Source organism: Pseudomonas sp. WS 5021, from assembly GCF_012985535.1.
In the GTDB taxonomy this organism is placed as follows: Bacteria; Pseudomonadota; Gammaproteobacteria; order Pseudomonadales; family Pseudomonadaceae; genus Aquipseudomonas.
In genome coordinates this window covers 19,504-32,105 of record NZ_JAAQWP010000006.1, presented here as the reverse complement: position 1 = coordinate 32,105, position 12,602 = coordinate 19,504, and the positions used below count along the sequence as shown (strand labels likewise).

The following is a 12,602-nucleotide window of genomic DNA, read 5'->3' as shown; positions in this document are numbered from 1 at the left end:
CGGCACCAAGTTTGCGCGAATGAGGACAAGTGTTATGGGTAAGAATGTCGTAGTCCTGGGCACCCAATGGGGTGATGAGGGCAAAGGCAAGATCGTTGATCTGCTGACCGAACATGCTGCCGCCGTAGTGCGCTACCAAGGTGGTCACAACGCTGGCCACACCCTGGTCATCGATGGCGAAAAAACCGTCTTGCACCTGATCCCGTCGGGCGTCCTGCGCGAAGGCGTGCAGTGCCTGATCGGCAACGGCGTCGTGGTTGCACCTGACGCCCTGCTGCGCGAGATCACCAAGCTGGAAGAGAAAGGCGTACCGGTGCGCGAGCGCCTGCGTATCAGCCCGTCCTGCCCGCTGATCCTGTCCTTCCACGTTGCGCTGGACCAGGCCCGTGAAAAGGCCCGTGGCGAGCTGAAGATCGGTACTACCGGTCGCGGCATCGGCCCGGCCTACGAAGACAAGGTTGCACGTCGTGGCCTGCGTGTGGGCGACCTGCTCAACATGCCGCGCTTTGAAGACAAGCTGCGTGAGCTGGTGGATTACCACAACTTCATGCTGGTTGGTTACTACAAAGAGCCCGCCATTGAATTCGACAAGACCCTGGCTGAGTGCAAAGAGTACGCTGAACTGCTCAAGCCGCTGATGCTGGACGTGACTGCCGAGCTGCACGACCTGCGTCGCGCCGGCAAAGACATCATGTTCGAAGGCGCCCAGGGTTCGTTGCTGGATATCGACCACGGTACCTACCCGTACGTGACCAGCTCCAACACCACCGCTGGCGGCGTTGCGACGGGTTCGGGCGTCGGTCCGATGTTCCTGGACTACATCCTGGGCATCACCAAGGCCTACACCACACGCGTAGGTTCGGGCCCATTCCCGACTGAGCTGTTTGACGACGTCGGTGCGCACCTGGCCAAGCAAGGCCACGAGTTCGGCGCCACTACCGGCCGTGCCCGTCGTTGTGGCTGGTTTGACGCCGTTATCCTGCGTCGCGCTATCGATGTGAACAGCATCTCGGGCATCTGCCTGACCAAGCTGGACGTACTCGATGGCCTGGAAACCATCAACATCTGCATCGGCTACAAAGACGCAGAAGGTAATGATGTGGCCCCGACCGACGCTGACAGCTACGTCGGCCTGCAGCCTGTGTACGAAGAAGTACCAGGCTGGACCGAATCGACCGTGGGTGCCAAGACCCTGGAAGAACTGCCCGCTAACGCCCGTGCGTACATCAAGCGCGTTGAAGAGCTGATTGGCGCGCCGATCGACATTATTTCGACCGGCCCGGACCGCAACGAGACCATCGTTCTGCGTCATCCGTTCGCTTAATAAGCTGTTGATGTAAAAAGCAAAGGGTCCCTTCGGGGGCCCTTTGTCGTTTCTGCCTTGCGCACGGCACGACCCTTGCTATGTTTCTCTCTTTCGCGGTGCTATCAATTTAATGGCACCCGTGGTGGAGGGATTCCCGATGTCTGCCGTTCTCTCATTGTTACAAAGCCGGCTGCTGCGGCCGGTGTTCGTTACCCTTGGTATCGCTCTTTTGGTGCAAGTGCTGGTGGCGGTCGCCCTGACCCGGAGCACAGTCACGGCCCTGGAAGCCGATTTGGGCAAGCGTCTGGGTGTGGACAGCCAGAAACTGTCGGGCGAATTGACCCAGGCGGGCAAGGAAGTGACATCCAGCCTGGACAGCCTGTCGACCAGCACCAGCGACCGCCTGACGGCCGGGCTTTCTGCGCGCCTCAAGCAAGAGCAGCAGCAACTGCGTGCGACCCTGGAAAAGGACCTGAAGGACTCTGCCAATGACATGGCGCAGTTGCTGGCCTCGGTTGCGCCGCGTGCCATGTGGGACAGTGATGTCCCGGCGCTGTCCGAGTTCGCCCGACGCGCCCAGCGCAACCCCAACGTGCTGTTTGTGGTGTACGACGATGCCACGGGCCAGCACCTGACCCGTTATCTGAACCGGGAAAACCCGATCAATAAGGCGCTGTTGGAGAAAGGCGAAGGCGACCGCGCGCTGGATAAAGTGTTGAATGCCGCGAAAAACGACCCGTCGGTGTATTACGTTGAGGCATCGATCAGCCCCAATGGCGTGGAGATCGGCAAGGTGCTCATGGGGGTTTCCACCGTTGCGGTCGAGGCGGATCTGGCGGCGCTGGACCAGCGTTTCATTGCGCTGATCGCCAGTGGCGGTCAATTGGTGGGCGATAGCCTCAAGGGCGCGGCGGCTGACAGCGCAGCGGCCATGGGCGCACGCTTGCAGTCGGCGCAGGCCACGGCCACGCAAATGACGGCTAACACCTCAAGCGCCGTACAAGAGGCCGCGCAGGCCCTGCGCTGGCGGATTGGTCTGGGCCTGGCGGTGGTTGGCCTGGGCGTGCTGTTGCTGATTGCCGTGGTGCTGGGGCGGCGGGTGGTCAATCGCCTGAAGCTGCTGATTGCCGCCATGGATGACTTGGCCGCTGGCGAGGGCGACCTGACCAAGCGTGTGCAGATCAACAGCCAGGACGAAATCGGCGCCATGGCTTCGGCGGTCAATCGGTTTGTGGATAAGTTGCAGCCCATCGTGCGCGAGGCGGGCGATGTGGCCCAGCGTACTGGTGTGGAAATCGGCGCGATGACCCTACGCAATGCTGGTGCTGATGCGGCGGCGGGCTTGCAGCGCGACGAAGTGGCCGAAAGCCTGCGGGCGCTGTCGCAAATGGCCGACGAGGCCCAGGCCGAAAGTCACGCCATGCAGGCCGCGTTGCAGCAGGTGGTGGATATCCGCCAGGCCACCGATGAAAATTCGCGGACCTCGGCGGAGGTCGGCAGTTTGATCGAAGCACTGGCAGGCCAGGTGCAGGCCGGCTCCAAGGTGATCGAGCGCCTGGCCCAGCAAAGCGAGCAGATTGAAGTGGTGCTGACGGTGATCCACGGGATTGCCGAGCAGACCAACCTGCTGGCCCTGAATGCGGCCATCGAAGCGGCGCGTGCCGGCGAGACCGGGCGCGGTTTTGCGGTGGTGGCGGACGAAGTGCGGGCGCTGGCGAGTAAAACCCAAAGCTCCACCGGTGATATCCAGGCGCACATCGTGGCGTTGCAGCAAGGCGCGCGCGAGGCAGTCGAAACCATCGGCAAGGCCGGGCGCCAGGCCAGCGAAGGTCTGCTGGTGCTGCGTGACAGCGTGCGCCTGCAGCAAACGGTGCAGGCCTCGGTAGAGCAGGTGCACGCGGCGATTGGCCTGGCGACCCGGGCTGCCGAGCACCAGGCCCAGGGCGCGCATGCGGTGCGTGGCCGGGTCGAGGTGATCCACGCCCAGGCCGAGCGTGCGGCGCAGGCGGTGGTGGAAACCACGGCCAGTGGCAAGGTGCTGGATGGGTTGGCGGCGCAGTTGAAGGCCAGCCTGGGGCAGTTTCGGGCCTAGCGTCGCCTGAGCGGGCGCCATCGCGGGCAAGCCCGCTCCCACAGGTGTGGGAGCGGGCTTGCCCGCGATAGCGATCTCAGCGACTCAGATACATCCGCGTCGTCAGCAGATACACCGGCAACCCCGACACCAGAATCAACAACGCCGCATAAGGCGCCGCCGCCGCAAACTCCACATTCGAGGTGTGTGCCCATACTGCCGTGGCCAGGGTATTCAGTCCCGTCGGGCTGAGCAGCAAGGTTGCGGTCAATTCCTTCATCGCGTCGAGGAACACCAGCGCAAACGCCGCACCCAATGCCGGAAAGATAATCGGCAGGGTCACCCGGCAGAACGCGCTGAACGACGATGCGCCCAGCGTGCGTGCCGCCTCTTCCAACTGCGGCGCAGCCTTGTTCAGCGCAGTGCGGATGGGGGCCTGGGCCAGTGGCAGGAACAACAGCGCATAGGCGATCAGCAGCAGCGCCGAGGTCTGGTACAGCGCCGGCACGTAATGCAGGGCGAAATACACCAGGGTCAGGGCAATCACCAGGCCGGGCAGGGCGTGCAGCAGGTACGGCAGGCGTTCGGCCCATAGCGCCAGTTGACCCTTGTAGCGCACCACCAAAAGGCCTACCGGCACAGCCAGCGCCAGGCACAGTGCGGCGCCGCCGAGGGAAAGGGCCAGGGACGACAGCAGTGCCTCGCTGATTTGCGCAACCGGGAAGGCGGCCGAAGAGCCCACGGCCAGCCAGTAACCGAGCATCCCTAACGGAATGCCACTGCCAATGATCGCCAGCATCACGCAATACAACTGGCCCAGTGGCGCCCATCTGCCCAATCGAACCTGTTCGGCATGCCGCGCCGCGCCTTGTCCAGTGCGCACATGCCGGCCCTTGCCGCGCACGCGCAACTCCAGCCACAGCAGGGTCAGGCACATCAATAGCAGTACCGCAGACAGCATCGCCGCATTGGCGTTGCTAAATTCCAGCTCGAACTGTTGGTAGATCGCCGTGGTGAAGGTTTGCAGGCCGATGATCGACAGGGCGCCGAATTCCACCAGCATGTGCAGGGCAATCAGCAGCGCGCCGGCCAACAGTGATGGCCACAGCAGCGGCAGGGTGATGCGAAAGAATACGCCCCAGCGATTCAGGCCCAGGGTGCGGGCCGACTCTTCCAGGGACGGGTCCAGGTTGCGCAGGGTGGCCGCCACCGGCAGGAACACCAATGGGTACTTGGACAGGGTCATGACCAGGATCGCACCGCCCAGGCCTTCGAACTGGGCGCTCAGCGACACCCAGGTAAAGCTGCTGACAAACGCCGGCACGGCAAACGGCAGGCACAGGATCACTCCCCAGATCCGCCGGCCCGGCAGGTTGCTGCGCTCCAGCAGCCAGGCCAGGGACAGGCCGATCACCGCGCAGGCCATGGTCACGCCAACCATCAGTGCCAACGTGTTGCGCAGCAACCCGAACACATACGGGCGCCACAGCAGATGCACCGCTTCGGTCCAGCCCGCTTGCCAGGCCTTGAGGCCCACATACACCAATGGCAGCAGGCTCAGGCCCACCAGGAGCAAGACCGGCAGCAGCAACCAGATTGAAGGGCGCTTGCGCCGTGGACTAAAACCCCCGCGCAAGGCGGGGGTCGGTAGCGATGGGTTCATCAGTTCAGGCCAACCTCACGTTCCAGCTCCAGGGCTTCTTCGGCATTGCCCAGGTCGGCGGGAGTGACTTTTGGCGGTTGCAGCTCGCTGAAAGGCTTGAGGCCGCGATTGGACTCCATGCCCTTGCGCAACGGGTATTCAGCCGAGGTATTGGTGATAACCCGCTGGCCTTCTTCGCTGGCCATGAAAGCCAGCAGTTGCTGGGCTTCCTTGGGGTGCTTGCTGGATTTGAGTGCCGCCGCTGCCGAGACGGTGATCAGGCCGCCGGCATCGCCATCGGTGAAATAGTGCAGTTGCGAATCCAGGTTGGTTTTTTCCTTTTTCAGGGCAAACCAGTAGTAGTTGTTCACCAATACCGTCGCGACTTCGCCGTTTTCCACGGCTTTGAGGGCCACCATATTGTTGCTGTAGACCTTGCCGAACGCGCGCAGGCCGGTCAGCCATTCCTCGGCGGCTTCACGACCATGCAGCTTGATGATGGCCACGGCCTGTTCCTGGAAGGCGCCGCTGGTGGGGACGAAACCAACCTTGCCTTGCCACTCGGGGCCGGCAAAATCCAGGACCGACTTGGGCAGTTCTTCTTCCTTGATCAACTTCGGGTTGAAGGCCACGACCCGGGTGCGTGCGGTCACGCCCATCCAGGCGCCGTTGGCAGCTACGTATTCCTTGGGCAAGACATCCAGGGTGCTGGCGTCGATAGTGGCCAGCAGGCCTTGTTCGCCGAGCTTGTTGAGCGGCGGGGATTCTTCGGTGTAGATCACGTCGGCGGGGGAGCGCTCACCCTCTTCGACGACCTGGCTGGCCAATTGGTTACTGCTGCCCTTGCGCACATTCACATGAATGCCGGTCTTGGCTTCGAAGGCCTTGGCGAGTTCATCGCCGACTTCCTTGTGCTGGCCGTTGTACAGGGTCAGTTCAACCTTGTCGGCGGCGTAGGCGGCGGGAGAGAGCAGGGTCAGGCCGAGCAGAGTGATGGTCAGGCCACGCAGAAGGGATGTCTTGAGACGGGTATCGCGGATCATCATCCGGGGTTTTCCTCACTTGAGTGCAACAAATCATTGCAAGGATAAACGATAAAACTTCTCAAGTGCGGACAGGGGAGCAATGCAGTGGGAGTTTTTAAACCCCAGAAACGAAAAAACCCGCTTTCGCGGGTTTGATCTGAATTTGGTGCCCAGGAGAAGACTCGAACTTCCACGACCTTGCGATCACCAGCACCTGAAGCTGGCGTGTCTACCAATTTCACCACCTGGGCATTATCAAACAACGTTGCCGCTGTTGATGGGGCGAACTATACGGCGGGCTTTTTGATCTGTAAACCCCTGATTTGATTTTATAAATCAATTTTTCGGTTAAAAATCAAAGGCCTGTAACGCAAAAACCCGCTTTCGCGGGTTTTTGTGAGACTCAAGGCGCAAACCTCAAGTTTTGAATTGGTGCCCAGAAGAAGACTCGAACTTCCACGACCTTGCGGTCACCAGCACCTGAAGCTGGCGTGTCTACCAATTTCACCATCTGGGCAGTATCTTCAACGTTGCCGTCGTCGATGGCGCGCACTATACGGAGTGACTTTTGAGCTGTAAACCCCCGTCATCAAAAAAGCCTGGAAAATTTCGCGGGCGGTCGCGCAAGGTGGTTTTGCGGGGCTATAAAACGCATTTCCCGGCTAGTTATTGCTGGAAATTTCCCGTTTCAATACGCGTATGCCAAACTAACCCACATATAGACAAGGTGAAAACTCTCTAATGGCCGATTGGCAGTCCCTCGATCCCGAGGCCGCTCGTGAAGCGGAAAAATATGAAAACCCTATTCCTAGCCGCGAACTGATCCTGGCGCATCTCGCCGATCGGGGTTCGCCTGCTAGCCGCGAGCAGCTGGTTGAAGAATTCGGTCTGACCACCGAAGACCAACTCGAAGCGCTGCGCCGCCGCCTGCGCGCCATGGAGCGCGATGCACAGTTGATCTACACCCGCCGCGGCACTTACGCACCGGTGGACAAGCTCGACCTGATCCTTGGCCGCATTGCCGGTCACCGTGACGGCTTCGGCTTCCTGATCCCTGATGATGGCAGCGATGACCTGTTCATGAGCCCGGCGCAAATGCGCCTGGTGTTCGATGGCGACCGTGCCCTGGCGCGTGTGTCGGGCCTGGATCGTCGCGGTCGGCGCGAAGGCGTGATCGTCGAAGTAGTGTCCCGTGCCCACGAGTCCATCGTCGGCCGTTACTTCGAAGAAGGCGGCATCGGCTTCGTGATTCCGGACAACCCCAAGGTCCAGCAGGAAGTGCTGGTGACCCCGGGCCGCAATGGCGCTGCCAAGGTCGGTCAGTTCGTCGAGGTGAAAATCACCCACTGGCCAACCCCGCGCTTCCAACCACAGGGCGATATCGTCGAAGTGGTCGGCAACTACATGGCGCCGGGCATGGAAATCGACGTTGCGCTGCGCACCTACGATATTCCTCACGTCTGGCCTGAGGCAGTGCTCAAAGAAGCCGCCAAGCTCAAGCCGGAAGTCGAAGAAAAAGACAAAGAGAAACGCATCGACCTGCGCCATCTGCCGTTCGTCACCATTGACGGCGAAGATGCCCGCGACTTCGACGATGCGGTCTACTGCGAAGCCAAGCCCGGCAAGCTGCGCCTGTTCTCCGGCGGCTGGAAGTTGTTTGTCGCGATTGCCGACGTATCCAGCTACGTGAAGATCGGTTCGGCCCTGGATAACGAAGCCCAGGTGCGCGGCAACTCCGTGTACTTCCCTGAGCGCGTGATCCCGATGCTGCCTGAGCAGCTGTCCAACGGCCTGTGCTCCCTGAACCCGAAAGTCGATCGTTTGGCAATGGTGTGCGAGATGACCATCTCGAAAACCGGCGAAATGACCGATTACCAGTTCTATGAAGCGGTGATCCACTCCCAGGCGCGCCTGACCTACAACAAGGTCAGCACCATCCTGGAAACACCGAAGACCAGCGAAGCCAAGGCTTTGCGCAGCCAGTACGCCGACGTAGTCCCGCACCTCAAGCAGCTCTACTCGCTGTACAAGGTGTTGCTGGGCGCACGTCATGTGCGTGGCGCGATCGATTTTGAAACCCAGGAAACCCGGATCATTTTCGGTTCCGAGCGCAAAATCGCCGAAATCACGCCAACCACCCGTAATGACGCGCACAAGCTGATCGAGGAATGCATGCTGGCGGCCAACGTGGCCACCGCCGAATTCCTGAAAAAGCACGAGATTCCTGCGCTGTACCGAGTGCACGATGGTCCGCCGCCGGAGCGCCTGGAAAAACTGCGCGCCTTCCTCGGTGAGCTTGGCCTGTCCCTGCACAAAGGCAAGGACGGCCCGTCGCCCAAGGACTACCAGGCTCTGCTGGCCAGCATCAAGGACCGTCCGGATTTCCACCTGATCCAGACCGTCATGCTGCGCTCCCTCAGCCAGGCGGTGTACAGCGCCGACAACCAGGGCCACTTCGGCCTGAATTACGAGGCGTATACCCACTTCACCTCGCCGATCCGCCGCTACCCGGACCTGCTCACGCACCGTGCTATCCGCAGCGTGATCCATTCCAAGCAGAACACCCCGCACGTCAAGCGTGCCGGTGCCATGACCATTCCGAAGGCACGGATCTATCCGTACGACGAAGCGGCCCTGGAACAGTTGGGCGAGCAGTGCTCCATGAGCGAACGCCGTGCCGACGAAGCCACCCGTGACGTGGTGAACTGGCTCAAGTGCGAGTTCATGAAGGATCGCGTAGGCGAGTCGTTCCCGGGCGTGATCACTGCGGTGACTGGCTTTGGCCTGTTCGTCGAGCTGACCGATATCTACGTCGAAGGCCTGGTGCACGTCACTGCCTTGCCGGGTGACTACTACCACTTCGACCCTGTGCATCACCGCCTGGCGGGCGAGCGCACCGGTCGCAGCTTCCGCTTGGGCGATACCGTGGAAGTGCGGGTCATGCGCGTCGATCTCGACGAGCGCAAGATCGACTTCGAGATGGCCGAAAAAACCATCGATGCACCGATTGGTCGCAAGAAGCGTGGTGCTGAAACTGCAGCGCCGGCGAAAAAAGGCGTTCCGGCCAAAGCTGCCGCGGCCGTTGCCGCCGAGCCAGCCGCCAAGCCTGCTCGCCGTTCGTCGAGCAAGGAAAAGGTCAGTGACGCTTACCGCCCTAGCGATGCGGCGGCGAAAAACGCCGAGCTGCGCAAGAGTCGCGAGTTGAAGCAGCAGCTGCTCAATGAAGCCAAAAGCGGTGGTAAAGCGGCGTCTGGGGGAAAGTCCCAGGCCGCCGACAAGCCGTCGAGCAAACCGAGTAAACACCGTAAAGGCCCGCCAAAAGCGGGTTCGGCCCCTGCCAAGAGCGGCGGGTCGCGCAAACCTAAGGCCAAGTCATGAGTCTGGAAAAAATCTACGGCGTACACGCCGTAGAAGCGTTGCTGCGTCACCATCCCAAGCGCGTCAAGCAAGTGTGGTTGGCCGAAGGTCGTAGCGAGCCGCGCGTGCAAGCGCTGGTGGAGCTGGCCAACCAGAACAAGGTTGCCATCGGCCAGGCCGAGCGTCGCGAAATGGATGTGTGGGTCGAAGGCGTGCACCAGGGCGTGGTAGCGGACGTGAGTCCGAGCCAGGTCTGGGGCGAGGCGATGCTCGACGAGCTGCTGGACCGTACCGAAGGCGCGCCGCTGTTGCTGGTGCTGGACGGCGTGACCGACCCGCATAACCTCGGCGCCTGCCTGCGTTCGGCGGATGCTGCCGGTGCGCTGGCGGTGATCGTGCCTAAAGACAAGTCGGCCACGTTGACGCCGGTTGTGCGTAAAGTCGCCTGCGGCGCGGCGGAAGTGATTCCGCTGGTGGCCGTGACCAACCTGGCGCGCACCCTGGAAAAACTCCAGCAGCGCGGCTTGTGGGTCGTGGGCACGGCGGGGGAGGCCGAGGTCAGCATTTATGACCAGGACCTCACTGGCCCGACCATCCTGATCATGGGTGCCGAAGGCAAGGGCATGCGTCGCCTGACCCGTGAACATTGCGATTATCTGGTGCACTTGCCGATGGCGGGTAGCGTCAGCAGCTTGAACGTATCGGTTGCGACCGGCGTATGCCTGTTCGAGGCGCAGCGTCAGCGCGGTGCCAAGGCCAAGGCCAAGAAGTAATCAGGTCTGGCGCAGGTCCAAATGTGGGAGCGGGCTTGTGTGGGAGCTGGCTTGCCTGCGATAGCATCAGCTCAGTACACCTGATGTGCCGAGGTGTCTGCATCGCAGGCAAGCCAGCTCCCACATAAGCCTGTTCCCACATTGGTTTTTGGTCAAATAATCACCAATTGCCTTGCGCCCTTTCTCCCCCTTCTCTACAATTGCGCCCCTTGCCTTCCTGGCGGGCACCGATGTGCCTCCCTTCGGCAAGATTCCTAAGTGTCATTCACTCCTTGTCTGACCGTTTTTGAGCGGCAGGCTACAACCCGTAAGGAGCATTCATGCGTCATTACGAAATCATCTTTTTGGTCCACCCGGATCAAAGCGAGCAAGTCGGCGGCATGGTTGAGCGTTACACCAAGCTGATCGAAGAAGACGGCGGCAAAATCCACCGTCTGGAAGATTGGGGCCGTCGTCAACTGGCCTACGCAATCAACAATGTTCACAAGGCTCACTACGTGATGCTGAACGTTGAGTGCACTGGCAAGGCCCTGGCCGAGCTGGAAGACAACTTCCGCTACAACGATGCAGTGATCCGTAACCTGGTCATCCGTCGCGAAGAAGCCGTTACCGGCCAATCCGAGATGCTCAAGGCTGAAGAAAACCGCAGTGAGCGCCGTGAGCGTCGCGACCGTCCTGAGCACGAAGGCGCTGAAAGCGCTGATAGTGATGACAGCGACAACAGCGATAACGCTGACGAGTAATCCACGGACCTTATTAAGGAGCCTATCAAATGGCACGTTTCTTCCGTCGTCGTAAGTTTTGCCGCTTCACCGCTGAAGAAGTGAAGGAGATCGATTACAAAGATCTCAACACTCTGAAAGCCTACGTATCCGAGACCGGCAAAATTGTTCCAAGCCGTATCACCGGTACCAAAGCTCGTTATCAGCGTCAGCTGGCCACCGCTATCAAGCGCGCCCGCTTCCTGGCCCTGCTGGCCTACACCGACAGCCACGGCCGCTGAGACCGGGCAGTCGACAAGTAGTAAGGGATTGAATGCATGCGCGCCTTAGCTGAGTTCATCATGCGCGGTCGTGTGCAGGCCACTCTGGTAGTGGCTGGATGTGCTGCATTGCCGTTGTTGTATTGGTTGGGTGCTGCCGCAGGAAGCCTTGTGCTGCTGCGGCGCGGTTTGAAGGACGCCCTGGGCGTTCTTGCCCTGGGGTTGCTGCCGGCCTTGATCTGGTGGCTGCAATTCGACGATCCGCGGGTACTTCTGGTACTGCTGGGGTCTTCGAGCCTTGCGTTGGTTCTGCGCGCAAGTGAGTCCTGGGTCCGTACGCTGCTGGTCAGCGTGGCATTGGGAGTGGTGTATTCAGTGGTGCTTGGCGCGGCTTTCCGCCCGCAAATCGAGGCGCTGTCGCAGGAGTTGGTAAAAATCCTGCCACTGGCCCTCGGGGATCTCTACCAGCAATTGTCGGTAGATGAGCGAGCGCGCATGGCCACACTGATTGCTCCGGTCCTTACCGGCCTGATAGCGGCACTGTTGCAGATCGTCAGTGTGCTGAGCCTGATTCTTGGGCGCTACTGGCAGGCGTTGTTGTATAACCCAGGTGGTTTTGGTCGCGAGTTTCGCAGTATCAGAATCCCCGCAGGACCAGCGATGTTGCTGCTGGCGTGCATGCTTGTAGGGCCGAACTTCGGTCCGCAAATGGCCATGTTGACGCCGTTGTGCAGCGTACCGCTGGTGATTGCCGGGCTGGCCCTGATTCACGGGCTGGTGGCGCAAAAGCGCCTGGCCAGGTTCTGGCTGGTGGGGTTGTACGTGACGCTGTTGCTGTTTATGCAACTGATCTATCCGTTACTCGTGGTCTTGGCCATTGTCGACGGCCTGATTGATTTTCGCGGTCGTCTGGCGCCGAAAGACGCCGATAACGCGAACGGTGAAGGTTAAAAGTTAGAGGATTTTCACATGCAACTGATCCTTCTGGAAAAAGTCGCCAACCTGGGCAACCTGGGCGACAAAGTAAACGTTAAGGCCGGCTACGGTCGTAACTACCTGCTGCCATACGGCAAAGCCACCGCTGCAACCGCTGCCAACCTGGCCGCGTTTGAAGAGCGTCGCGCTGAGCTGGAAAAAGCTGCAGCAGACAAGAAAGCTTCGGCTGAAACCCGTGCCGCCCAACTGGCTGAGCTGGAAGTGACTATCACTGCCACCGCCGGTGACGAAGGCAAGCTGTTCGGTTCGATCGGCACCCACGACATCGCTGATGCACTGACCGCCTCCGGCGTTGAAGTGCAGAAGAGCGAAGTTCGTCTGCCGAACGGCACCATCCGCAACGTAGGCGAATTCGACGTAGCCGTGCACCTGCACGCTGAAGTTGAAGCCACCGTACGCGTTGTAGTGGTAGCAGCTTAAAGCAAGCTAACTGACTGGCACCCCCGGTGC

Annotated in this window: 10 protein-coding genes and 2 tRNA genes; 8 read left to right on the top strand and 4 right to left on the bottom strand. The window is 60.7% G+C overall.

The window, feature by feature from the left end; translation table 11 throughout:
• Positions 1–34 precede the first annotated feature (34 nt).
• Positions 35–1,324: an adenylosuccinate synthase gene (locus HBO19_RS19155; protein WP_169952210.1), complete on the top strand. Its 1,290-nt coding sequence runs from the start codon at positions 35–37 to the stop codon at positions 1,322–1,324.
• A 139-nt stretch (positions 1,325–1,463) separates the two neighbouring features.
• Positions 1,464–3,398 (top strand): methyl-accepting chemotaxis protein, encoded by a 1,935-nt coding sequence (locus HBO19_RS19150; protein ID WP_170042455.1) that lies wholly within the window; start codon positions 1,464–1,466, stop codon positions 3,396–3,398.
• 76 nt (positions 3,399–3,474) lie between these two features.
• Here HBO19_RS19150 and HBO19_RS19145 read toward each other — a convergent pair whose 3' ends face one another.
• The 4 genes from HBO19_RS19145 to HBO19_RS19130 form a co-directional block, all read right to left on the bottom strand.
• A complete protein-coding gene (locus HBO19_RS19145; RefSeq protein ID WP_170042457.1) occupies positions 3,475–5,040 on the bottom strand; it encodes an iron ABC transporter permease in 1,566 nt (521 codons plus the stop codon).
• The gene (locus HBO19_RS19140; protein ID WP_169952203.1) at positions 5,040–6,065 is read right to left on the bottom strand and encodes an extracellular solute-binding protein; all 1,026 of its coding nucleotides are present in this window, start codon (positions 6,063–6,065) and stop codon (positions 5,040–5,042) included. Before HBO19_RS19140 ends, HBO19_RS19145 begins: the two co-directional genes overlap by 1 nt.
• 143 nt (positions 6,066–6,208) lie before the next feature.
• Positions 6,209–6,295 (bottom strand) — tRNA-Leu (locus HBO19_RS19135).
• 179 nt (positions 6,296–6,474) lie between these two features.
• A tRNA-Leu gene (locus HBO19_RS19130) sits at positions 6,475–6,561 on the bottom strand.
• 224 nt (positions 6,562–6,785) lie between these two features.
• On the opposite strand from HBO19_RS19130, the gene rnr reads away from it, so the two are divergent.
• From rnr to rplI, 6 genes are all read left to right on the top strand, one after another.
• Positions 6,786–9,422: a ribonuclease R gene (gene rnr, locus HBO19_RS19125; RefSeq protein ID WP_170058090.1), complete on the top strand. Its 2,637-nt coding sequence runs from the start codon at positions 6,786–6,788 to the stop codon at positions 9,420–9,422.
• Complete coding sequence (gene rlmB / locus HBO19_RS19120) at positions 9,419–10,174, top strand: 23S rRNA (guanosine(2251)-2'-O)-methyltransferase RlmB (RefSeq protein WP_003217493.1); 756 nt, start codon at positions 9,419–9,421, stop codon at positions 10,172–10,174. Before rnr ends, rlmB begins: the two co-directional genes overlap by 4 nt.
• Before the next feature lie 320 nt (positions 10,175–10,494).
• The gene (gene rpsF / locus HBO19_RS19115; RefSeq protein ID WP_003217491.1) at positions 10,495–10,917 is read left to right on the top strand and encodes a 30S ribosomal protein S6; all 423 of its coding nucleotides are present in this window, start codon (positions 10,495–10,497) and stop codon (positions 10,915–10,917) included.
• A gap of 29 nt (positions 10,918–10,946) precedes the next feature.
• Positions 10,947–11,177: a 30S ribosomal protein S18 gene (gene rpsR / locus HBO19_RS19110; protein ID WP_003171373.1), complete on the top strand. Its 231-nt coding sequence runs from the start codon at positions 10,947–10,949 to the stop codon at positions 11,175–11,177.
• Between the two features lie 36 nt (positions 11,178–11,213).
• A complete protein-coding gene (locus HBO19_RS19105) occupies positions 11,214–12,107 on the top strand; it encodes a hypothetical protein (protein ID WP_170042461.1) in 894 nt (297 codons plus the stop codon).
• Positions 12,108–12,125: 18 nt separating this feature from the next.
• The gene (gene rplI / locus HBO19_RS19100) at positions 12,126–12,572 is read left to right on the top strand and encodes a 50S ribosomal protein L9 (protein WP_003171376.1); all 447 of its coding nucleotides are present in this window, start codon (positions 12,126–12,128) and stop codon (positions 12,570–12,572) included.
• Positions 12,573–12,602 lie beyond the last annotated feature (30 nt).

Coding starts and splice junctions, on each gene's coding strand:
- HBO19_RS19155 (WP_169952210.1), top strand. CDS start 35: ATGGGTAAGAATGTCGTAGTCCTGGGCACCCAATGGGGTGATGAGGGC.
- HBO19_RS19150 (WP_170042455.1), top strand. CDS start 1,464: ATGTCTGCCGTTCTCTCATTGTTACAAAGCCGGCTGCTGCGGCCGGTG.
- HBO19_RS19145 (WP_170042457.1), bottom strand. CDS start 5,040: ATGAACCCATCGCTACCGACCCCCGCCTTGCGCGGGGGTTTTAGTCCA.
- HBO19_RS19140 (WP_169952203.1), bottom strand. CDS start 6,065: ATGATGATCCGCGATACCCGTCTCAAGACATCCCTTCTGCGTGGCCTG.
- rnr (WP_170058090.1), top strand. CDS start 6,786: ATGGCCGATTGGCAGTCCCTCGATCCCGAGGCCGCTCGTGAAGCGGAA.
- rlmB (WP_003217493.1), top strand. CDS start 9,419: ATGAGTCTGGAAAAAATCTACGGCGTACACGCCGTAGAAGCGTTGCTG.
- rpsF (WP_003217491.1), top strand. CDS start 10,495: ATGCGTCATTACGAAATCATCTTTTTGGTCCACCCGGATCAAAGCGAG.
- rpsR (WP_003171373.1), top strand. CDS start 10,947: ATGGCACGTTTCTTCCGTCGTCGTAAGTTTTGCCGCTTCACCGCTGAA.
- HBO19_RS19105 (WP_170042461.1), top strand. CDS start 11,214: ATGCGCGCCTTAGCTGAGTTCATCATGCGCGGTCGTGTGCAGGCCACT.
- rplI (WP_003171376.1), top strand. CDS start 12,126: ATGCAACTGATCCTTCTGGAAAAAGTCGCCAACCTGGGCAACCTGGGC.